Source organism: Brevibacillus sp. NRS-1366 (assembly GCF_050467985.1).
In genome coordinates this window covers 141,352-163,562 of sequence record NZ_JBITPN010000002.1, presented here as the reverse complement: position 1 = coordinate 163,562, position 22,211 = coordinate 141,352, and the positions used below count along the sequence as shown (strand labels likewise).

Annotated in this window: 22 protein-coding genes and 2 riboswitches; of the genes, 4 read left to right on the top strand and 18 right to left on the bottom strand. The window is 49.5% G+C overall.

The features are described 5' to 3' along the window. Positions 1 to 31: 31 nt before the first annotated feature. From ACIFQN_RS01500 to ACIFQN_RS01480, 5 genes are all read right to left on the bottom strand, one after another. Complete coding sequence (locus tag ACIFQN_RS01500; RefSeq protein WP_429831244.1) at positions 32 to 1,120, bottom strand: zinc-binding dehydrogenase; 1,089 nt, start codon at positions 1,118 to 1,120, stop codon at positions 32 to 34. A gap of 26 nt (positions 1,121 to 1,146) precedes the next feature. Further along, positions 1,147 to 1,980 carry an AhlS family quorum-quenching N-acyl homoserine lactonase gene (gene ahlS / locus ACIFQN_RS01495; protein ID WP_429831243.1) on the bottom strand — a complete coding sequence of 278 codons (834 nt, stop codon included), beginning with the start codon at positions 1,978 to 1,980 and terminating at the stop codon, positions 1,147 to 1,149. Positions 1,981 to 2,228: 248 nt separating this feature from the next. Then, positions 2,229 to 3,641: a purine-cytosine permease family protein gene (locus ACIFQN_RS01490; protein WP_429831242.1), complete on the bottom strand. Its 1,413-nt coding sequence runs from the start codon at positions 3,639 to 3,641 to the stop codon at positions 2,229 to 2,231. An 83-nt stretch (positions 3,642 to 3,724) separates the two neighbouring features. Further along, positions 3,725 to 4,681, bottom strand: a complete 957-nt coding sequence (speB, locus tag ACIFQN_RS01485) for an agmatinase (RefSeq protein WP_429831241.1) — start codon at positions 4,679 to 4,681, stop codon at positions 3,725 to 3,727. Between the two features lie 231 nt (positions 4,682 to 4,912). Then, the gene (locus ACIFQN_RS01480; RefSeq protein WP_429831240.1) at positions 4,913 to 6,283 is read right to left on the bottom strand and encodes a sigma-54 interaction domain-containing protein; all 1,371 of its coding nucleotides are present in this window, start codon (positions 6,281 to 6,283) and stop codon (positions 4,913 to 4,915) included. Positions 6,284 to 6,468: 185 nt separating this feature from the next. On the opposite strand from ACIFQN_RS01480, the gene ACIFQN_RS01475 reads away from it, so the two are divergent. After that, on the top strand, positions 6,469 to 6,966 hold the full coding sequence (locus tag ACIFQN_RS01475; RefSeq protein ID WP_429831239.1) for a DinB family protein: 498 nt from the start codon (positions 6,469 to 6,471) through the stop codon (positions 6,964 to 6,966). Positions 6,967 to 7,063: 97 nt separating this feature from the next. Here the strand turns inward: ACIFQN_RS01475 and purU are convergent, their stop codons facing one another. The 11 genes from purU to ACIFQN_RS01420 all read right to left on the bottom strand — a co-directional run bounded on the left by purU (position 7,064) and on the right by ACIFQN_RS01420 (position 18,481). Then, positions 7,064 to 7,939: a formyltetrahydrofolate deformylase gene (purU, locus tag ACIFQN_RS01470; protein ID WP_429831238.1), complete on the bottom strand. Its 876-nt coding sequence runs from the start codon at positions 7,937 to 7,939 to the stop codon at positions 7,064 to 7,066. 103 nt (positions 7,940 to 8,042) lie between these two features. Continuing rightward, positions 8,043 to 8,921 (bottom strand): lipoyl synthase, encoded by an 879-nt coding sequence (gene lipA / locus ACIFQN_RS01465; protein ID WP_429831237.1) that lies wholly within the window; start codon positions 8,919 to 8,921, stop codon positions 8,043 to 8,045. Next, on the bottom strand, positions 8,902 to 10,455 hold the full coding sequence (gene gcvPB / locus ACIFQN_RS01460) for an aminomethyl-transferring glycine dehydrogenase subunit GcvPB (protein ID WP_429831236.1): 1,554 nt from the start codon (positions 10,453 to 10,455) through the stop codon (positions 8,902 to 8,904). Before gcvPB ends, lipA begins: the two co-directional genes overlap by 20 nt. Further along, on the bottom strand, positions 10,415 to 11,746 hold the full coding sequence (gcvPA, locus tag ACIFQN_RS01455; RefSeq protein ID WP_429831407.1) for an aminomethyl-transferring glycine dehydrogenase subunit GcvPA: 1,332 nt from the start codon (positions 11,744 to 11,746) through the stop codon (positions 10,415 to 10,417). Before gcvPA ends, gcvPB begins: the two co-directional genes overlap by 41 nt. A gap of 23 nt (positions 11,747 to 11,769) precedes the next feature. Continuing rightward, positions 11,770 to 12,159, bottom strand: coding sequence for a glycine cleavage system protein GcvH (gcvH, locus tag ACIFQN_RS01450; protein ID WP_429831235.1), 390 nt, complete (start codon positions 12,157 to 12,159; stop codon positions 11,770 to 11,772). 129 nt (positions 12,160 to 12,288) lie between these two features. Beyond that, positions 12,289 to 13,161, bottom strand: coding sequence for an L-serine ammonia-lyase, iron-sulfur-dependent, subunit alpha (gene sdaAA / locus ACIFQN_RS01445; protein WP_429831234.1), 873 nt, complete (start codon positions 13,159 to 13,161; stop codon positions 12,289 to 12,291). Further along, on the bottom strand, positions 13,162 to 13,680 hold the full coding sequence (locus ACIFQN_RS01440; RefSeq protein WP_429831233.1) for a serine dehydratase beta chain: 519 nt from the start codon (positions 13,678 to 13,680) through the stop codon (positions 13,162 to 13,164). 15 nt (positions 13,681 to 13,695) lie between these two features. Beyond that, positions 13,696 to 14,946, bottom strand: coding sequence for a serine hydroxymethyltransferase (gene glyA / locus ACIFQN_RS01435; RefSeq protein ID WP_429831232.1), 1,251 nt, complete (start codon positions 14,944 to 14,946; stop codon positions 13,696 to 13,698). A 290-nt stretch (positions 14,947 to 15,236) separates the two neighbouring features. Then, a riboswitch (glycine riboswitch) is annotated at positions 15,237 to 15,340 on the bottom strand. 41 nt (positions 15,341 to 15,381) lie between these two features. Next, the gene (gene lpdA, locus ACIFQN_RS01430; RefSeq protein WP_429831231.1) at positions 15,382 to 16,800 is read right to left on the bottom strand and encodes a dihydrolipoyl dehydrogenase; all 1,419 of its coding nucleotides are present in this window, start codon (positions 16,798 to 16,800) and stop codon (positions 15,382 to 15,384) included. A 39-nt stretch (positions 16,801 to 16,839) separates the two neighbouring features. Continuing rightward, positions 16,840 to 17,151 carry an iron-sulfur cluster biosynthesis family protein gene (locus ACIFQN_RS01425; RefSeq protein ID WP_429831230.1) on the bottom strand — a complete coding sequence of 104 codons (312 nt, stop codon included), beginning with the start codon at positions 17,149 to 17,151 and terminating at the stop codon, positions 16,840 to 16,842. 268 nt (positions 17,152 to 17,419) lie between these two features. Further along, a riboswitch (glycine riboswitch) is annotated at positions 17,420 to 17,524 on the bottom strand. 162 nt (positions 17,525 to 17,686) lie between these two features. Continuing rightward, complete coding sequence (locus tag ACIFQN_RS01420) at positions 17,687 to 18,481, bottom strand: alpha/beta fold hydrolase (protein WP_429831229.1); 795 nt, start codon at positions 18,479 to 18,481, stop codon at positions 17,687 to 17,689. Between the two features lie 107 nt (positions 18,482 to 18,588). Here ACIFQN_RS01420 and ACIFQN_RS01415 point away from each other — a divergent pair, with 107 nt between their 5' ends. From ACIFQN_RS01415 to ACIFQN_RS01405, 3 genes are all read left to right on the top strand, one after another. Beyond that, positions 18,589 to 19,533: a helix-turn-helix transcriptional regulator gene (locus ACIFQN_RS01415; RefSeq protein ID WP_429831228.1), complete on the top strand. Its 945-nt coding sequence runs from the start codon at positions 18,589 to 18,591 to the stop codon at positions 19,531 to 19,533. A 138-nt stretch (positions 19,534 to 19,671) separates the two neighbouring features. Next, positions 19,672 to 19,794 carry a GNAT family N-acetyltransferase gene (locus ACIFQN_RS01410; RefSeq protein ID WP_429831406.1) on the top strand — a complete coding sequence of 41 codons (123 nt, stop codon included), beginning with the start codon at positions 19,672 to 19,674 and terminating at the stop codon, positions 19,792 to 19,794. An 87-nt stretch (positions 19,795 to 19,881) separates the two neighbouring features. Continuing rightward, on the top strand, positions 19,882 to 20,046 hold the full coding sequence (locus tag ACIFQN_RS01405) for a hypothetical protein (RefSeq protein WP_429831227.1): 165 nt from the start codon (positions 19,882 to 19,884) through the stop codon (positions 20,044 to 20,046). A 211-nt stretch (positions 20,047 to 20,257) separates the two neighbouring features. Here ACIFQN_RS01405 and ACIFQN_RS01400 read toward each other — a convergent pair whose 3' ends face one another. Together ACIFQN_RS01400 and ACIFQN_RS01395 are read right to left on the bottom strand one after the other, a co-directional pair. Continuing rightward, positions 20,258 to 20,650 (bottom strand): hypothetical protein, encoded by a 393-nt coding sequence (locus ACIFQN_RS01400; RefSeq protein ID WP_429831226.1) that lies wholly within the window; start codon positions 20,648 to 20,650, stop codon positions 20,258 to 20,260. Between the two features lie 421 nt (positions 20,651 to 21,071). Next, positions 21,072 to 22,181 (bottom strand): mandelate racemase/muconate lactonizing enzyme family protein, encoded by a 1,110-nt coding sequence (locus tag ACIFQN_RS01395; RefSeq protein ID WP_429831225.1) that lies wholly within the window; start codon positions 22,179 to 22,181, stop codon positions 21,072 to 21,074. Between the last annotated feature and the right edge of the window lie 30 nt (positions 22,182 to 22,211).

The following is a 22,211-nucleotide window of genomic DNA, read 5'->3' as shown; positions in this document are numbered from 1 at the left end:
TCCTTGAAAATGCCCATTCGCCAGCGTCTGTTTATCGGTTGGCGATGATCGACGCGCGTGTAATCTCTCTGGTCGATGACTTGTCGAGCGCAATGTCAACTTCTTCCAGATCGAATTCCGCATCGAGCATTTCGTCAAACGGATACTTAGATATCGTGTTTGAGATGAAATGGAGCGCCTTGTTCAAATACCACGGCTCGTAACGCATGTAGGAGTAGATCGTCAGCGACTTTCTCGTCATCAGCCCGGGATCAAACGAGGCCATTTGACCAGGAGAAATATTTCCGATGCTAATGTATTTCCCCCCGTAGCGCAGCAGGTTGACTCCCTCATTGAGAGCAGCAGGTACCCCAGTAAGCTCCATGCACACGTCTGCGCCTTTGCTGCCTGTCAATTCTTTCACCGCCTTGGCGCGCTTTTCCATCGTGTCGTATTCGCCCATATGAATCACATGATCGGCACCGAACTGCTTCGCTTTTTCCAGCCGACTCGTGATGCCATCAATGCAGATAACAGTAGCTCCGTATTCTTTGGCTACCGCGCATGCATTCAGCCCGAGTCCGCCTGCACCTTGGACAACCACCGTATCTCCAAAGCGCACACCTGTTTTATCAATGCCGAAATAGACCTGGGAAAGGGCGCAGTTCGCACTCGCTGCAGCGGAATCGGGCACATTTTCTGGAACCTTGTAAAAATACTGATCAGGCGGCAGATAGTAATGCGTGCCAAACGAACCGTGGAAATGAGGAGCTTCCTCCGGGTCTTTGACCCAGTGTGTATAAGCGTTTTCACATAAGTTCATTTGACCTTGCTGGCAAGGGGCACACTTGCGGCACGTAATAAAGTAAGCTGCGGCCACCCGATCCCCGACTTTTACTGGATTTCCCGCATAGTCGGTAGTTACGCCCTCCCCTAGAACAGCGATTTCGCCAACCATCTCATGTCCGAGAACTCCCGACTTTTTCGTCGGATGATGACCGAGCCAAATATGTAACTCAGAGCCGCATACATTGGTTCGGACTACTTTGACCAAAATCGCTCCAGGTCCTGGTTCCGGCAATCGGTACTCCGCAAACGACAATTTGCCAGGCTCGCTCATGACCGCTACTTTTCCTTTCATGTCCCGTCCCTCCAATCAGGCTTTTATTATTCGTAGAATCCTTCTGTGGATTTGATGAACGATTTGAACTGTTCAGGGTCGTGTCCAAACCACACCTGGGAGTTGGTACGTTCTGCATATTCTTTGATTCGTTCAACGGTACTGACAAAACCGACCGAGTCATAAATAATACCTGGTGGCTTAATTGGCGGACCATAGTTTTCCGCAGAATAGACAGCGTCGGAGGCCAAAACAATTCCGCCAGCTCCAGGCAGCTCGACGTGTAGCCCTAGCATCCCCCACGCATGACCTGCCCCGAAGTTGAGTATTTTGACCCCGTCGGCTAGCTGCACTTCCTCGTCTTTTGGACGGATTGCGCGCCAATTCAAACCTGTCTTGATCCAGGCATCGATATCCGCCCAGACGTATGCACCCATATCCTTGTTGATGGCGTACGTTTTCATCGTGTTCGCCAATTCTGTCTCATGCACAATAATCGTGGCGTTCGTAAACATTTCCAAGCAGCCCGCATGATCGAGATGCAAGTGAGAAGCTACCACGTATTTGATATCTTCAGGTCGCACGCGCAGTTGCGCCAACCGGTTGATTAAATAACATTCCTCTGACATAGCCAGTGGAAATAGCTGCTGTACGCCTTGTGGCCAGCGACCATTGTCCCCCATGCCTTCAGGATTGCAGCCTGTGTCAAAGAGGATTTTCCCAGCAGGATGGTCGATCAAGACAGCGTATACGGGAAATTCGATAAATTCAGCAGGAGGATTCGGATTGAGTACAGATGCAGGATTGTTCATCGCAACCATAAAGCCTTTGTCCATGCGCATTCTGCCGGTGTCAAGTACAAACAGTTTGGGTTTTGACATTACCGTTCAGCTCCTTATTGTAATTTCCTTGCCTTTCAGCTATACCTGTCCAGCTCTTAAAACGACCACCTCCATGCCCGTTATGGAAGAAGTGCTAAAACTACAATTTTAGAATCCTGTATATTGGATCCAAAATTACTTAATTACATAATATTTTGAATAAATGTAATTGTCAATATTTTGGTGCGGAAACTATTGTATGAAGGGAGAAAAAAAAGCCTCGCTTCGTCGGCGGAGGCTGCTGCAAACTATTTTGCGATTGCATCATCAAAACCGGGTTCTTGGACTGATTGCGCTGGCTGTTGCTGCTGCGCTTGTTGTTCTCTTTTGATTTTGCGTTTCATTGGGTAGTAGTAGAGGACGGACGGGACGATCAATCCTAATATCCAGGCGATATCTGCGCCGTCCAAGGCTGCGGCGACCGGTCCTACGTAAAAGGATGTGTTGATGAACGGGATTTCTACAATGACGGAGACGGTATACGCCATGGCTGTGATCCAGTTGACTGCCCCGTATTTTCCGTTTCGATCAAAAATGTCCTTCACGCTGTATTCGCCTCTACGCAAAAGGTAGTAATCGACTAGATTGATGGCGGTCCAAGGAATCAGGAAGTAGCTAATGAACAAGATGAAATTGACGAACAGCTTGAGGAAGTTGCCTTGACCTCCGATCTCGATAGCGGTACCGATCACCGTCACCAGAAGCATCAGTGTGAAACGCACTTTAGCTGTCACTTTTAACTGGAAAAATGGTTCAATCGTTGTAGTTAGAGACATGAAGGCTCCATAGAGATTGAATACGTTGATGGAGAGCTGACCTGCCACCAGCACGAGGTACATGAAAAGAGCCAGGCTGCCGAACATCTTGGCAAAATTGGCACCTGCCTGATCGAGGTATCCGGGAATCGCAACGGTTAATATAACCCCAAGGCCCATCATCCAAATCGTACCGGAAACGGAACCTGCATACGTATACCAGAATGTCTTCGCCATGGACGTCTTGACAGGCAAATAGCGGGAATAATCGGCAACATATGGTGCAAAGGATAATTGCCAAGTAGCAACGACAGCAACCGAGAGCATAAAAGCGGAGAGATTGAGGCTGCCGGGAGACCAGCTTCCGGCTGGCAGTGGCAATTGAAAGACCATAATAGTAGCAATCAGGAACACGATGAAGAACAGCCATGATAAATATTTTTGCATTTTATGGATAATGTCATGCCCATACAAGGTGATGAGAAACGTGACACCATTCAACAGGATGATACTCCACGTAAGGTCTAGATTGAATGCACTCGCAAGGGTTTGTGCCCCAAACAAACCGCTGCTGGCAAAAAAACCGAGGTACATGAAGATGACGATCAACAGCGGAATGATTGCGCCGATCACTCCAAACTGCGCGCGGCTCTGGATCATCTGCGGGATTCCTAGCTTCGGTCCCTGTGCCGAGTGCGAAGCCATGAATAAAGCGCCAAGCAGATTCCCCACCACAATAGCGACTACACTCCAGAATAGATTCAGTCCAAAGCTGATGCATAGTGCACCTGTAACTAGCGTCGTAATGTGCATTTGCGCTCCGAACCATACAGGAAACAGATCTCGGGCTTTGCCATGCCGCTCATCCACAGGAACAAACTCAATACTCCTCGTCTCTACTTTCATGCGAGCTCCCCCCATCTTTTTCATTCTAGGTAGAAGGCAGAAAATTCTTCTGCCTCCCGTAACCACGATGCTGCCCTCGCAAACTACTTTCTTTCTCTCTCTTTTAAAATGAAGCTGACAAAATCGAGGATGACCCGCGCGCCAACCTGACTTGTGATCCCCGTCATATCATAAGGCGGCGACACCTCAGTCAAATCAAATCCGATGACTTGACCGCGCTTTGCGATTCCTTCCAGCAGCTCATTCACCTCGTCATAGCTGAGACCGCCTGGTGACGGTGTACCCGTACCCGGCGCAATCGAAGGATCCAATCCGTCAATATCAATCGTGACGAAATACCGTTCCCCTGCTGGAATTTGATCCAGAACAGCCGTAAGTCCTGCTTTCCTCATTTGACGAGGCGACATGATAACGCTTCCATAATCTTTCGCAGCGTCAATATCTTCTTTCTTACTGCTGCTGATTCCGCGGATTCCAAATTGGAAAATCTGCTGTACATGGTCCATTTCAGAAAGACGACGAATGCAGCTGCCATGTCCAAAACGTTGACCCGAGCGATGATCCGCCCAATCCATGTGCGCATCAATTTGAATTACATGGAAGGGTCCGACCGAATCCAACGCTTTACCAACAGGGATCGTAATGGAGTGATCCCCTCCCAAAACGATCGGCATGGCTCCTTTATCGACAATTTTACGGATCGCTACTTCAGTATTTTCGAAAGATTGTAACAAATCACCATGCACCATATCCACATCGCCGCAGTCTACAATCCGCCAATTCGACCCCAGATACATTTCGTCCCGCTCGATATCGTAGGCTCCATCCAAGCCAAAGCTGTAAAGCGTCGATCCTTCCCGTAACCCCCTCGGCCCCATTCTCGCTCCGGATTTCCATTGCGCCCCCATATCGTACGGCACACCGATAATGGCTACATCCGCTTCCAACTGATCGAGATCCGTGCAAATAGGGTACTTTCCAAATGAGCAGATCCCTGTGTAAGGCAGATTTAGTACTTGTTTTTCGCTTCTATCCAGCATTGTTAATCCTCCTCGTATGTGGAATGACCATTCTTTTAGCTGCTGACTCCTATCCAAAGCTCCTTTTCCCCTTTGTCTATCCCCTTTCTCTTGCACCTCGCTTTTCACTATTTGTTACTAGCAAATCCGGTGCCAAACTGCGCGCGCCCAGACGAAAAAATTGTCGATTCCTGCTATAGCAAGGTTTTCCCCGGTGCTTCGCAGAATGTGTGATTTCATCCGCCAGCTTTTCTAGTCATTTTTGACTAGCCCCTGACCGAGATACTTTCTGATCTTCCTGTTTGCAGTTGACTGGCTAATCCCCAATTTCTCCGCGAGCTTGACGCTGCTCGGATATTTCCCGTACATACGCAGGATAAAATCCTTTTCGAGCATTTCCATATACCCATCCAACGTGAGCTCGCGATCGCTATTTACTGACTGCTTGTGTCCCGTCAGCTCCTCGTCCCACTCGATAAATTGGTCATTCGACGTAATAATCGTTTTTTCGATGAAATGCCGCAGCTCTCGCACATTCCCCGGCCAATCCTGCTGGCTCAGCCACGTCACCATCGCGGTCGAAAACTGCTTGTTCATTTTGTATTTTTGATTGATCTCCTCGGTAATGTCATAAATCAGCGAGACCATCTCTTCGCGCCGCTCCCTGATCGGAGGAATCTCGATTTTGATCACATTAATTCGGTAGTACAAATCCTCCCGGAACTTCTTTTCTTCAATCAGCCGCTCCAAGTTCTGATTCGTCGCGCAAATGATCCTGCATTTCAATTCGATTTTCTGATTGCCGCCCACGCGCGTTATCGTCTGGTTTTGCAGCACGGACAAGAGCTTTACCTGTAAATGGAGTGGCAGCTCGGCAATCTCGTCCAAAAAAATCGTCCCGCCCTCTGCTGCTTCGAAGTATCCCCTCCTGCCGCCTTTTTTCGCCCCGGTAAACGCGCCTTCCTCATAGCCGAACAGCTCGGATTCCATCAAGGTTTCCGGGATCGCCCCGCAGTTGACCTCGACAAAAGGATTCTCCCTTCTCTTCGACATTTCGTGGATCGTCTGCGCCAGATGGTTTTTCCCCACTCCAGATTCTCCGATGAGCAAAACGGTCACGTCCAGGCCAGCAACCTTGGAGACGACGTCATACACCTTTTCCATTTTGCCTGTTCGTACAGAAGTGGAAGCTGTGCTGCCATGTTTTCTTTGCACCAACTCCTTTTGGTAATACAGCATCGTCCTCGCGACCTCGTCATCGCGCTTTTTCAAGTATTCAAGCTCGGTGATGTCCCTGGAAAAGCTGACTGCCCCCAAAAACTCTCCCTGATTGTCGAATATGGGATACGCCGAAGTGATATTTTTTCGTCCTGTTCGGGTATCTTGAATGACGGTTTCTTTATTTCTCGTTTGCAGTACCTTTACGGTGACCGATGGAGAGAAGACTCCTCTTTCCTCCAGATCGTAGACGTTTTGCTTGACCATCTCCTCCACAGGAATCCCAAACATTTCTTTGCAGGTCGGGCTGACAAAAATGACGTCTCCTTTTGTATCAATGACAAATATTTCGTCAAAGGAGTACTGAATGATCGTTCGGAGTAGCACGTCATGCTTGATTTCCATCGCTCACACCACCTAGTCATTATTGATTATAGAATAGTCAAAAAAGACTAGTTTGCCTAGTCTGAGTACATTGTGGTAAGCAAATCATCAGTGAAACTGGCACATGGTATAATGAGGTAATCGTACTCTTTAAAGCGTCGAGCATCACAAGAAAAGCAAACAAATGGAATGGAAAGGAGAAGCGTATGGATAAATGGGAAGAGAATTTAGGTAATACCAGAGAGCAGCTGTTACATGAGATTTCTTCTGTAGGTTTTGATGAATTCAATCGACGAGTGGAGCTGAATAAATGGAGTATCGCTCAGGTTTGTCATCATTTGGTTATTTCGGAAAAGCTGTTCACAAAAGCAATTATGGTCGGGCTTGAGCAAAAGAATCCACCGGAAGCAGAACACATGCCGGTTCACTTTGTGTCAGATCGGTCCAATAAAATTCAAGCACCCAAGATTTCTGAACCAAGTTCCGAACCTTTTCAAGTTCTGCAAATCACTCAATTATTAAACGATTCACGAAACAAATTCATGGATATCCTCGGCCAGATCGATGACAAGTCCGTTTTGAAGGTAATAGCAGCAAAGCATCCGATTTTTGGCTGTTTGCCACTAGATCAATGGGTTGAACTGTTGTATTTACACGAGCAGCGGCATATCGAGCAAATTATAGATCTGAAATCACTGTGCTAACGGAAAATGTTAGCTTCAGCATTTAAAACAATAGCTGACGCCCGAATTCACAAAGGCGTCAGCTATGATTCATTAGTTCCCTTATATCGTCGACCTCTTACGCAAACACGATCGTTTTATTTCCGTAGACGATGACTTTGTCTTCTACATGCCAGGAGATGGCTTGGGCGAGGACGTTTCGTTCTACGTGGCGGCCGGCGACTTTTAGATCTGTTTCGTTTTGGCGATGGTTGACGCGAATGACGTCTTGCTCGATGATTGGTCCTTCATCGAGATCGTTGGTCACGTAGTGTGCCGTAGCTCCGATCAGCTTGACGCCGCGCGTGAATGCCCGTTGGTACGGATTGGCGCCGATGAATGCCGGCAAGAAGGAATGGTGGATGTTGATGATTTGATTCGGGAATTTCGCGATAAAACGCGGGGAGAGAATCTGCATGTATCTTGCCAGCACGATGAAGTCAACTTGATCCTGCAATAGCTCCAGAGCCGCTCGCTCTGACTCTTCCTTGCTCTGTGTAGACATGGGGATGTGGTAAAAAGGAATCCCGTACGCTTCCACCGTTTCTTTGGTGTCAGGATGATTGCTGATCACCATCGGGATGTCCATGAGAATTTCTTTGGACTTCCAACGCCATAACAGCTCGACCAGGCAATGATCCATTTTGGAAACAAAAATCGCCATTCGCTTCGTCTGGCTCTCTTTGCTGAGGCGCCACTCCATCGGGTACTCCTGTGCCATGACGGACAGATCCTGCTCCAATTTGGGGTAAGACTCAGGGAGCGCGTCCAGATCAAACAAAATACGCATGAAAAACATGCCGTCGCGCGAATCCGTTGTATGCTGATCGAACTGCACGATATTCGCTTTATAGCCAAACAAAAGGTTGGATACGGCTGAGATGATCCCGAGTCGCTCCGGGCAGGAGATCAAAAGTACCGCTCTGTTTTCATTTCTCGTCATGTTGTGATCCATTCTCGTTCCTCCGTTTTTCATTTCCGCTTACAAACAGGAAGCTCCCGCTGCCTGCTTTCGTCCAGGCACGGGAGATCTTTCCATGATTTGTGTAGTCTTCGGTTTATCGTGCCATCTTTGCTTTGGTGACTTGTTCGTGCGCATGATACGAGCTGCGAACGAGCGGACCAGATTCTACATGGTCAAATCCCATCTCTACGCCGATTTCCTTGATGGCCAGAAACTCTTGTGGCGTGTAGTACTTCATGACAGGCAGGTGCTTTTTGGTAGGCTGCAAATACTGACCAACTGTGAGAATATTGCACTGCACTTCTCGCAGGTCACGCATCGTTTGCACGATCTCATCCATCGTTTCACTCAGACCCAGCATGATGCTCGACTTTGTCATCTGCCCATCACAAAGCTTCTTCGCATTTTGTAACAGGGTCAGTGAGCGCTGGTACTTGGCTCGTGCCCGCACGCGATCCGACAGCCGTTCGACGGTCTCGATGTTGTGATTCAAAATATCCGGCTTCGCCTCCAAAACGACAGAAAGCGAGTCCTCAGAGCCATTAAAATCCGGAATCAAAACCTCTATTCCCGTGAGTGGATTGCGCGCGCGAATGGCCTGGATCGTTTCCGCAAAAATGGAGGCGCCGCCATCTTTCAAGTCATCGCGCGCGACGGAAGTAACAACTACATGCCTAAGCCCCATCTGGGCTGTCGCTTTGGCTACCTTTTCCGGCTCTTCCCTGTCCAGCTCGGTCGGCAAGCCCGTATTCACGGCACAAAAGCGGCATGCCCGCGTGCAGATGCTTCCCAAAATCATGAACGTCGCTGTCCGATTGCTCCAGCATTCGTAGATGTTCGGGCACTTGGCTTCCTCGCAAACGGTGTGCAGCTCGCTGCCGCGCATGATGGCTTTTAGCTCTTTCATCTGGTCGTTCGTATGCAGCTTGATCTTGAGCCAGTCAGGCTTTCGCTCAGACGTTGACACCCTCATCCACTTTGCTCCTTTCTTCCCCAGGCAGAGTCTTCTCAAGGGCCTGCTTGCGATAGCGCAGGATCGGCTTGCGGGCTGCCGTTACCTCATCCAGGCGAGAGACGATGGTGCTGTGAGGAGCTTCCTGGACGATCGTCGGATTTTCCTCTACCTCCTTGGCGATCTCAATCATCACGTCGATAAATTTATCGAGTGTTTCTTTGGATTCGGTCTCCGTCGGCTCGATCATCATGCACTCGTCGACAATGAGCGGGAAGTAGATTGTTGGCGGATGATAGCCAAAATCAAGCAAGCGCTTGGCAATATCCAGCGTACGAACGCCCAGCTTCTTTTGACGACGGCCGGACAGGACGAATTCATGCTTGCAGACGCGGTCATAGGCGAGATCATAGTACGGCGCCAGCTTGCGCATCATGTAGTTGGCATTAAGCACCGCCTCTTCAGATACACGCAAGAGTCCTTCTGGGCCGTTCGAACGAATGTAGACAAACGAGCGAAGCAAAATCCCAAAGTTGCCATAAAACGCTTTTACTCGTCCGATGGATTGCGGAATATCGTAATTGAGGCGATACGTCTCGCCTTCCTTTACCACTTGTGGACGCGGAAGGAATGGCACCAGCTCTTTTTTGCAGCCTATCGGACCTGCACCCGGACCGCCCCCGCCGTGAGGACCTGTAAAGGTTTTGTGCAAATTCAGGTGAACGACGTCAAAGCCCATGTCTCCTGGTCGTGCAATTCCCAAAATCGCGTTTGTATTGGCTCCGTCGTAGTAGAGCATACCGCCCGCCTGGTGGACGATATCGGCGATTTCCCTGATATTTTCTTCAAACAAGCCCAGCGTGCTTGGATTCGTCAGCATCAAGGCTGCGGTGTCTGGGCCAACCGCTTTGCGCAGCTCATCCAGATTGACGTTTCCATGCTCGTCAGAGGAAATGGTGACAGTCTCCAACCCGGCAACAGATGCGCTTGCAGGGTTCGTTCCATGCGCTGTATCTGGAACGATTACTTTGGTCCGTTTTTCACCACGACTTTCATGGTAGGCGCGAATCATCATCAACGCTGTCCACTCGCCCTGGGCCCCTGCCGCAGGCTGCAGGCTCACTTCATCCATGCCTGTAATTTCAGCCAGCTCTATCTGCAAATCATAGAGAACCTGCAGTGCGCCTTGGATCGTTTCTTCTGCCTGATAGGGATGGATTTTGGCAAAACCGGCATATCTGGCCACATCCTCGTTGATCTTCGGATTGTATTTCATCGTGCAGGAACCAAGTGGATAAAACCCGGAGTCGATGCCATGGTTGCGATTGGACAGCTCGGTGTAGTGACGCATCAGATCAAGCTCGGATACCTCAGGCAGCTCTGCTGACGTTTGACGCAGGTATTGGACGGGAAAAACCGAGTCCAGCTCGACCTCTGGAACATCACACGCGGATAAGCTGTACGCGACCCGACCTTTTCTGCTCATTTCAAAAATAAGGTCTTTATCCTTATTGTTAGCCACGGCCGATCTCCTCCAATCCTTGTACAAGTGCATCAATTTCTTCTTTTGTGCGCGCTTCGGTGACAGCGAGCAGCATATGGCCCGCGAGTTCAGGATAGTCACGTCCCAAATCGTATCCACCGACGATTTTTTTCCCCAGCAGCCCGCGATTTATTTCTGCTACGGATCTCGGTACTTTGACGACGAATTCATTGAATACAGGACTGTGGTGAATTAGGCTGTAGCCCGTCAGCTTGGCGACTTCCCTGATCGCATACTGTGTTTTCTGCACATTTAATCTCGCCATTTCCTGTACACCTTGCTTGCCCAGAGCCGTCATCGCTACAGATGCAGCCAAAGCATTGAGGGCTTGGTTGGAACAGATGTTGGATGTCGCCTTTTCCCGGCGAATATGCTGTTCGCGTGCCTGCAGCGTGAGTACGAACCCTCTTCTGCCCTCTTGGTCTGTCGTTTGTCCGACGATACGTCCAGGAATTTTGCGCATGAGCTTTTCCCCAACGGCAAAATATCCGCAGGACGGGCCGCCAAGCTGCATCGGGATACCAAATGGCTGTGCCTCTCCGACTACGATATCTGCATCGTATGCACCAGGCGGTTGCAGAACGCCCAAAGCGAGCGGATTTGCACTGACCACAAACAAGCCTTTATGCTTATGGGCGATTTTTTCAATCGAGGCCAAATCCTCAACAGCCCCGAAGAAATTGGGGTATTGGACCATGACTGCCGCTGTCTGCTCATTCACTGCCGACTCCAGCACGGCCAGATCGGTCACGCCGCCTTTGCAGTCCACCTCAATGACCTCGTAGCCTTGACCCTTGGCATTCACCAGCAGAATTTCGCGTGCTTGCGGATGAACTGCTTTGGAAACAACCACGTTTTTGCCTGCCGCACCGCCGACAGCCAGGTTCGCTGCCTCTGCCAATGCTGTAGGACCGTCGTACATCGAGGAGTTGGCGACCTCCATGCCCGTCAACTCGCAGATCATCGTCTGGAATTCAAAAATCGCCTGCAGCTCTCCCTGGCTGATCTCCGGCTGGTATGGCGTATAAGCGGTATAAAACTCCGAGCGCGAAATCACATGATTGACCGTGCTTGGGATGTAGTGGTCGTAAATGCCCGCACCGAGAAAATAGGCGTACTCGCTGCTGTCCACATTGCTTTTTGCCAGGTTGCTGAAATGCCTGACTGTATCCGGCTCGGACAGTGCCGGCGGGATTTGCAGGCTTCCTTTGAAGCGCACGTCTTCGGGAATGTCCGCAAATAGTTCATCCACGCTCTCGATGCCCAGAAAGGAGAGCATCTCAGACTTGTCATCTGGGGTCATAGGCAGATAACGATAATTCACCTTTATTCCTCCTCGACAAATGCAGCGTATTGTTTCGCATTCAAAAGCCCTGACAGCTCGTCTGGATTGCTCAGTTCAATGACGATCATCCAGCCTTGGCCATAAGGCTCTGTATTGATTACCTCCGGGTTGTCTTCGAGCTCTGTGTTCACTTCCACGACCGTGCCGCTGACGGGGGAAAACAGATCGGATACCGCTTTTACCGATTCAACAGTTCCCATCGTTTGATCTGCCGTCACTTCATCGCCTACTTGGGGGATTTCAACGAATACCAGGTCTCCGAGCTGATTTTGGGCAAAATCGGTGATTCCTACCCGTACGCGAGTCTCGCTCAGTACCTCTACCCATTCGTGTTCCTTGCTGTACAACCAGTTTTCTTTGACTTTGCTCATGATCGATTCTCCTTTGATGGCTCTGCTTGATTTGTATTGTTATAATGCCTTTGGCTCCGTCATTTTCGTAGAGTGGGAACAACGGCGTTCTTTTTGATCCGTCCATCCTGTCCACACTCCCCCAGTCTTTTATTTCATGATGCGCTCTTTAACAGCTTCCCCAGTCGGGGTTACCGCGAGACCTCCCAGTGCCGTCTCCCGCAACGCCCGCGGCATTTTTCTGCCAATGTCATACATAGCGCCAATCACTTCATCACATGGAACTTGGCTCTCGATTCCCGCTAGAGCAATATCTGCTGCGGAAAAAGCAATGGATGAACCGATGACATTGCGCTTGATGCACGGCACTTCTACCAGACCAGCTACCGGATCGCACACCAGACCGAGCATAGATTTGAGCGCAATTGCCGCGGCATGAATGGCTTGACGGGGTGTTCCCTGTTTGATTTCTACAATTGCGGCAGCAGCCATAGCGGTAGCCGATCCTACCTCAGCCTGGCATCCGCCCGCAGCTCCAGAAATAAAGGAACGGTTGGCAATCACATAGCCGATCGCACTCGCGGTAAACAGCCCCATGACCAAATGCTCAAACGTATATTTTTGATTCTTATGCAGCGAGAATAAACAGCCTGGCAAAATCCCTGCCGATCCTGCGGTAGGCGTCGCCACGATAATCCCCATCCGCGCATTCATTTCAGATGTGGCAAAAGCGAACTTCATCGCATCCCCGACAATACTACCTGTGAGCTGCTCGCCCCGATCCAGATAGCGCTCCATTTTGTAGGCGTCCCCGCCGGAAATTCCGCTCGGAGCAAGTGTTTGATCGCCCACTCCCTGATCAATTGCTTCTTTCATTCGAACCAGGCGCAGCTTCATTTTTTCGCTGATTTCCCGCTCCGGCTGTCCCGACTTGGTGCTTTCGCGAGCGAGCATCGCCTCTCCAATGCTCATGTTCATACTCTCGCAAACCTTCAGCAGCTCCTCCATTGATGTGAAGTTCATTTAGGCTCCCCCTGCATACGCCACATAGCGCGGTTTCTCCTCGTACTTGGTTCTGATCGCTTCGAGTTCATAGGCGAGATTCAACGGAAGGTCAAGCTCACATCCATTGATACTGAAAATTTTGGAGATTCCTCCCCCGATCGAAACCCCTCCAATGATCGCCGTCGCATTTGCTCTTGTCGCGGTAATGAGGACAGTATTGGGATGGTCGTAATATGGGCAATCCCCCTGGCATTCGAAGGTTAGGGCCACCTTGCGCCGAGCGGCCAGCTCTATGGCTTCCCTGATCCGTTTGTCGTCAGTGTCCATTCCGAGCAAGCCGCCAATGACTGCTTTATCCGTTCCGTGCCCTTTATAGGTCTCCGAGAATGAATCATAGAAAACAATATGCGCCGCTTCTGGCTCCCCTCCGAGAAAGTCATGGACAAACTTTCCGATGGACACTACTCCGGCTGTATGGGAGCTTGACGGACCTACCATAATCGGACCGATAATATCAAAGCAGCTATCATAAACCATCGCCCTTCCTCCTCCTTACTGGACTGGGATCTTTTGATACAGGGGATACGCCTGGCAAAGCTGCCCGATTTGCTCACGCACTTGCTCGGTGACCGTGGCATTGCCTTTTTCCTTCAGCACCTTGGCGATCGCCCCTCCGATCACTTTCATCTCTTGTTCCCTCATGCCGCGAGTCGTGATGGCTGCTGTGCCGATCCGTACACCGCTCGTCACAAATGGGCTCGCTGTGTCATATGGAATCGTATTTTTGTTTACTGTAATGCCTGCTTCCTCCAGCAGGGCTTCTGCTTCTTTTCCCGTCAAGCCCCATGGACGAACATCCAAGAGTACGAGGTGATTATCCGTTCCGCCTGACACCAGCGTCGCGCCCTCCTGTTTGAGCGTATCTGCCAATACAAACGCATTTTTCACGACATGCTCTGCGTATTCAGTAAAGCTTGGCTGGAGTGCTTCCTTGAAGGAAACGGCTTTGGCTGCGATCACATGCATCAGCGGGCCGCCCTGGATGCCGGGAAAGATCGCTTTGTTGATACCTTTGAAAATGTCTTCATCGTTGGTCAAAATAATCCCGCCGCGAGGGCCGCGCAATGTTTTGTGCGTCGTGCTCGTCACCACATCTGCGTGGGGAACGGGCGACGGATGCAGGCCTGCTGCGACCAGACCGGCGATGTGCGCCATATCCACCATGAATTTGGCTCCGGCTTTGTCGGCAATTTCTTTAAACTTGGCAAAGTCAATCTGGCGCGGATATGCGCTCGCTCCGGCGATAATCAGCTTGGGACGCTCGCGCAGGGCAGTCGCCTCCACTTCGTCGTAATCAATCAGGTGATTGTCTTCTCTCACGCCGTAATCTACGACGTTGAACCATTTGCCCGAAAGGCTGACTGGGCTTCCGTGCGTCAAATGTCCTCCGTGGGAGAGGTTCATTCCCATGATCGTATCACCAGGCTGGAGCAGGGAGAAAAAGACGGCCGTATTCGCTTGCGCACCGGAATGGGGCTGTACATTCGCGTACTTGGCGCCAAACAAGGTGGTTAACCGCTCAATCGCCAGCTGCTCAACCACATCCACATGTTCACAGCCGCCATAGTAGCGTTTTCCCGGATAGCCTTCGGCGTATTTATTGGTCAGTACTGATCCCATCGCTTGCATGACTTCTTCGCTGACAAAATTCTCGGAGGCGATCAGCTCCAGCGTCCGGTGCTGTCTGTTGTTTTCCTTATCGATGGCTGAAAAAATTTCAAAGTCACGCTCCTGCAAACTCATGAACAATCCTCCTATTTGCTACCTTTCCTCACTTATGAGAAAAACTCGGCTTATCGCCAATTCGAATATCGAAAGCCTTAGTTTTTCTTATACTTCCTTCCTTAATCGCGTTAGCGAAATCAAGATTTAAGAAAGTAAAAAAAGGACGAAGGAAAGATAGATTCACGTGTAATCTACCTTTCCTCTGTCCTTTTTACCTGAGAGTTTAGCTTTGGTCTGGTCCCTGCCTATCGCAGCGAAATTCTTGCCAAAGCGTTCCCCTTGGGTGGCATACGCTCTCTCCAGAGGTGCGTCCAATTGTAGTACTCTTTACCTGAGAGATTAATCCCAAGGGTTTTTGGGACTTGCTCCTTCGGTGCCAGCCAAATCGTCTGGTCTCTCCTACAATCATCATCCGCGATCTATGAAATTTTGACTGTCGCAAAATGCTCTTGTTTACCTGCTCAACTGATGAATACCTTGCCCGAGCGCACCTTCTGCGGCCTCCATGATGATTTCGGCCAGGCTCGGATGGGCGTGAATCGTATGGGCAATATCTTTTAGCGTAAGTCCTTTTTCAAGCGCCAGCCCGAGCTCTCCAATGAGATTGGATGCTTCCGGACCAACGATTTGCGCTCCAAGAATAGCTCCTTTCTGTTCGTCCCCAATGACTTTGACAAAACCATCACCGGCATTTAGCGACAGTGCCCGCCCATTTGCCGCATAAGGGAATTTGCCGATTGTAACCGTATAGCCTTGGCTCTTCGCTTCCGTCTCATTGAGACCGACACTTGCTATTTCCGGATCGGAAAAAACGACAGCAGGGATCGTTTTGTAGCTGACTCGACTACCCTGCCCGGCAATGACTTCCGCCGCGATTTTCCCTTCGTACGAAGCCTTGTGCGCCAATGCCAGGCCTTCCACGATATCGCCGATCGCATAAATGCCCGGGACGCTTGTTCTGCACTGCTCATCCACTTGAATAAAGCCGCGCTCCGTCAGCTTTATATGGACGGTTTCGAGTCCGAGATGATCGATATTCGGACGTCTACCTACTGTAATCAGCAAATATTCAGACGTGATCTGATGCACTTCCCCTTTTGTCTCATACGTGACGGTGATTTCATCTGCGGTTTGTTGCGCTTCTTTTGCGATCGCTCCCGTCTGTACGTCTACCCCCAGCTTCTTTAGCTTTCGTCCAACAAAGCGGGACATCTCTTTTTCGAATCCTGGCAAAATAGAGTCCGATCCCTCCAGTATCGTTACTTTGGCACCTAGCTTCGCATACGTTTGGCCCAGCTCAATTCCGATATAGCCTCCACCGATCACAACAAGGCTTTTCAGGATCTCTGTGAGACTAAGCGCTTCCGTCGAGGAAAGTACACGTCCCTGGTACGGGAAGGCTTTCAGTTCAATCGGCCGGGAACCAGTAGCGAGGATACAATGTGAGAAACGGTAAAGACTCGCCTCTTCCCCGTTGTTCACTTGTACCAGATTGTCCCCAACCAGCTTTGCTTCCCCTTTGATTCGTTGGACCTTATTCCCTTTGAGCAGGGAGCTGACGCCGCCCGTTAGTTTATCAATCACGCTTTGCTTCCATTCTTGTACTTTCGCGAAGTCGACGCTGACTTCCGCTACTTGCAGTCCGATCTCATGGGAATGAGTCGTCACTTCGTACTGATGCGCTGCGGAGATGAGCGCCTTGGATGGAATACAGCCTCTATTTAAACAAACACCGCCGACCACATCTTTTTCTACGATCGCCACCTGCTTGCCTAATTGGGCCGCGCGAATGGCTGCTACATATCCACCTGGTCCAGATCCGATGACCAAGACATCCAGCTGCTCCGTACTTCCGTTTCCATTCTCTGTCATGATTCCCTCCGCTTTTCTCTTTTTGTTTCTTGCAGGTGATCAGCTCAAGCGAATCTGGAGCCGATCCGAGAACAATTCGTCTGGACTGGATAACGAAAAACCTAGAACAAGATCATAGTCCAGTGTGAGCACGTCGCCCAGATTTCTTTTGGTCAAAAGGTCGATGCAAAAGGGAATGCTATTCTGATAGATCAGCGTATCGTTTTTTCGCAACTCATCCACTGCGAGCTGGACAGAGAATGCACAACCACAATCCCCCGACAGCACTACGTCAATCCGCAGAGCCGTATCCTTTGGGAAGCTGAGTTTGCCGAGTTCGCTTTGAGCCGCGTCTTTGACCGTAAGCTCCATATTCTTTTTCGTTTCCTCCTTTCCCATCTCGCCATCTTTCTCTCATGACCTTACATATAAAACGGTCATGACCATTTACTCGCCCGCAAGTGGTCACATCCCGTTTATTGAAAAACGTCTCGACGTTTTTCACGAAAAAAAGGACAGAGGAAAGATAGAGTGACGATACTCTACCTTTCCTCTGTCCTTTTTACCTGAGAGTTTAACTCCGCATATGGTGCTCGGAGTATTCCCCTTGGGTGGCTGTGCTCAGCGCTCTCCAGAGGTGCGTCCAATTGTAGTATCTTGTACCTGAGAGATTGATCCCAAGGGTTTTATGGGACTTGCTCCTTCGGTGCTAAACCAGTCGTTTAGTCTCTCCTACAATCATCATCCGCCGCTATTCAATTGATGGATAACTTTTTATTAAGTAAATCACAGCAGTCATATCTGTGTCAATTCAGAAAAAAGTTATTATTCAGGTAATCTTTCTTGAGTGAGCACCTTTTTGGGAGGAAGAGGGCTTTTGTTTCCCCTTTCCCCCCTCGCACAGGCTTTACTTCAGCTGTACAAGAAAATTCTTCACAACCTGCTCATAGCCGCTTGGGTCATCTGAATGGACACCGTGACCGCATTGTTCAAACGTTTCTAGCTTGGTGTTTGGTCTTCGCGATACCATTAGCTCGGCTTGGTTTTCGTCTAGTATAAAGCTTTTTTGGCCATGAATCAGCAGAATGGGACATGTAGAGGCAAGCCAGTCTTCCCACCACCCGCCATTTATGTTTTGCTGGGAAATTTTCATTCCTTTCAAATCAGAACGAAATCCCCACCCTTTTTCATCCTCAAATACGCTTTCCGAAAAATAGTCGATGGCCACAACCCCTGTCCGTTCAATCGACGCCCTCAAGTCTTGTAGAGAGGCAGAACGCTCGGGGAGCTGCTCGGCAAAGGATAAATCGGCATGAATTTTTACTCCAATGTCTTCCACGATGACAGCTTTGACGAGATCAGGGTAACGCGCGGCAAACTGATACGCATTGACTCCGCCCAGGGAATGACCCACGATTGTCACAGGTCGTCCGCCCAGCTCGGTTTGAATCAAGTTCTGTATGTCATTGATATAGCTCTCTCTCGAATAATCCAATTCGGACGAATGTTCACTCCAGCCATGACCGCGTTGGTCCAAGCCAATCACTCGCCACTCTTCTTTGAATGCAGACGCAAATGCGGAAAAGGTTCGTGCATCATTCATATGCCCATGTAACAGGAGCAGTACATTTTGACTCTCTCCACCATAGTCAAGGTAAGAAAGCTTGAGCGTACCTGATTGAAAATATTTTCTTGTCGGCATAACTATTCCTCCTTTGTTTTCTAGTGCTAGTTTCACTTGCTTTCATCCCCACTCTAACAGATAATAGTGACAAATCTTGTCATAATTATGAAAACCGGAGTCATGCCATGCCCAAATCAAAAAGACTGATGGAATTAATGATGACCGTCAACCAAAAGCGGAAATTTACGGTCAAAGAGCTCGCGCAAGAATTTGGCGTTTCCCAAAGAACGATTTTAAGGGATCTGCAGGAATTAAGTGAATTAGGGGTGCCACTGTATTCGGAAGTGGGGCCTAATGGCGGCTATCGCGTGCTGAAAGAAAGACTTCTGCCTCCGATTGCCTTCTCCGAGGAAGAAGCCGTCGCCATTTTTTTTGCGATCCATGCCCTTCGCCACTATTCCTCCCTGCCTTTTGAAACCGAATCGTCTTCGGTGTTGAGCAAATTTTATGCTTATATGCCACAAGACATCCGGGATCGGATTGATCAAATGAAGAACCGTGTGGATTTTGTCACGCCTACCAGGCAAGCCAGCTCACGATATTTATCCGTCCTCCTCGACGCAGCTATCCAGCAAAAAGTCTTGCTGATCGATTACGAATCTCGGGAAAAACCGGACAGTCGGGAGATACAACCCATTGGAATTTATACACGGAACGGCTTCTGGTATTGTCCTGCCCATTGCTTCCAAAGTGATGACATTCGCTTGTTCAGGTGTGATCGCATTCAAGCTGTCGCCCCTTCGTCATCGAAACCGTTGGATCTGCGTCATATTCACCTGGAAAACCGACGTTTAAATAGAGGGAAGGAACCCGAGGACGTCACCCTTTTTGCAGAACTGACCAAAGAAGGCGTCCAGACGTGCGAGGCTGAGCCTTGGTCAGTTGCTATGCTCCATATTCGGCCGGATGGTACCGGTTGGCTGGAAGGCAGTATTTCAAAGAGTGACATTCTGTTTTTCGCAAAGTTTTTCATTAGCTTAGGGAAAGAAGTAGCGGTGAAATATTCCCCAGAGCTTTTGGATTGCATCAAAAGCTATTTATCCGAGCTTACAGCCAAATACGACGTGTAAATAGAGAAGAAAGGACATTCTCATCCCGAAATTCTTGCTGTGATCGAGAACAATAATCCCGGTTGGATTTTTACAGATCAAGCCGACTCACCGAAAACTGCCTTGGTCTGGAGCAAAGGCATTGTGGTGAAAGAAATTATGGAAAACGGCTATTTTGCCTACTGGGATTGTTCCTCGCACAATGACGCGTCGAAAAAAATAGCGCTTCACCTCGGATTCGAACAGGTCCATCGCTACAAATGCGTCGGCTTTACCATTTAGCGATGTTTTCTCCAGACATCTCTTCCTCTTTTTGGAATAAAGCGTTGCCTTGTTGTAAACCCTACCTGTTTGAGGGGGTGACTGATCATGGAAAGCAGCGAAAAACATGGTGAACACACGGCGAAGGAACGGTCCATGCAGAACCGTTCCAACGTGGATGAAAAAGAAATCGAGATCCAGCATCAATTCCAGATGTTTCCTACCCCTGATGAAAAGCGTGCATCTGAGGTCATTACAGAACTGAAGGATTAGTTTTCGCCGCACCTTCACCCGAAAAAGTGAGGGTGTTTCTTTTGTTGTCCCCTAATTTCACAATCGGCAGCATACCCAAGGACATCAAAATCGGCCAGAAAAAAGACAGGAAAAATAAAGGGACGATTCCTCTCACATAACCGTCTCCCTGCAGTGAATCATGCGGGTTCATCCAGGCAGCAATGTTTCTCGGAACGTACCCTTTACTAATCTAAACACCCACGGCCGTTACCGTGCCCGCGAGCAAAAACAAGCTTTTTTCTTTCCACTTGCCCTTTGCAACAACGATGAGCGTGCTTACCCCAACGAGGTAAAGCATAAGGTCTACATGCGATTTGCTCAGGATAAAAAGGGAGCCTGGCAACAGTATCAATACGCTTAGTTTCACGGCGGCACCCTGATATCGCCACATTCTGGTTAGTATAATTCCCGCAGCACTCACCAGGAACAAATACGACGCAATGGCCGCAAAATCCAGTAAGATGAAATCGACCTGAACCCCGTACATGGTAAACAACCCTATTGCCAAAAAAACGACCACGCCGGAAAGAAGGCTCCGCTCTACCCTTGGTTTATGAATCTCGTGCATCTGCTTCCCGACCATGGCGGAATCGCCCATTCTCCGTATCGCTTGCCGGATCGCCTCCTCCTCATTAAGCCTTCTCCCATTCCCTCTTCGACCAGATCATTGAAGTGGCTTTCCAGCTCCAGCCGAATCTCTTGATGCATCTCTGACGCTCTGACCCAGCATGGTTAAAATCGGGATGACGGTACTGCCCTTCATCAGCTCTTTATTGATTTTCATTGGTCCTCCCATGCTTCATTCATACATAGATATATCATGCATCGTAAATCTATGTATCAGAGTATAATTTCCATATTCTATTTGTTCAACTAGAAAAATCTCTTCTTTACCCAGATTGTGCATATACGGTATAGGAATCGGCAATACGTAAAAAAAGAAAAACCGGAAAACCTGGTCAAGACCTGCCCCAGCGATTTCTGGTTTTCCCCTTTAGCAGCCTTTACCCGATGAAGCAGGTGTGCACGCTTAATTCACGCACAGCTTCCTCATCCACGTCCACCCCGAGCCCCGGGCGGTCACTTAACTGCAACTGATATTTATCGTAGTTCAATTTCCCAAAATCACGGGAGAACATCAGCGGCCCTACCATCTCATTGGAAAAAATCATGTCTTTTGTCATGGAGAGATGCGCACCTGCCGCTGTCGCAACCGCTGATTCCACCATGGAACCGACCTGACAGCCGATTCCGGCCATTTCCGCCTGGGCTACAAGCTTTAGGGCAGGATACAGTCCGCCGCATTTCATCAGCTTGATATTGATCAGGTCAGCCGCTTGTCTGACGATCACCTCGCGCATTTCCTTGTCCCCGTGCAGTCCCTCATCGACCATCACGGGGATGAACGTCTTCTGTCTGACTTCGGCCAAGCCGATCAGATCGTCGGCCAGCACCGGCTGCTCAATCCATTCCAACTGGCAGTCCTCTACCTGTTTCAAGACGCGCATCGTGGTAGCTACATTCCGCCATCCCTGATTGGCATCCACGCGCAGCTGCATGTGTTCGCCAATCGCCTCCCGTACAGCACGGATACGTTTTACGTCGACAGCCGGGTCTGTGCCAACCTTTATTTTGATGCACGTATAGCCGTCCTTTACCGCCTGGGCAGCCTGGCGCGCCATTTCTTCGGGAGCGAGAATGCTCACGACGTATGGTACTGCAAGCGATTCGTGCGCTTTGCCTCCGAGCAGATTGTAGACGGGCTGGCCTGCGGCTTTGCCCATGGCATCGTAGCAGGCGATATCGATTGCCGCTTTTGCCGATGGTGCTGCATAGACCGCTTCTGCCATGATCCGGTGAATTTTTTCAATATCAAACGGATTTTGCCCGATGACGAGCGGCGCTATATCTTTCGCCAGCATCTCATAAGTGCTGGAAAAGGATTCTCCCGTTACATGCGGATCCGGCATACCTTCTCCATAGCCGATGATCCCCGTGTCCGTCGTGATTTTGACCATGATGCTCGGCAATTCATGGAACTCGTCGTAGGCGACGATGAACGGTTGCAGCAAAGGCAACTGGGTAGCAAACACTTCAATCGATACGATTTTCAAGAATGATTCCTCCGTTCAAATCAGCTTTTG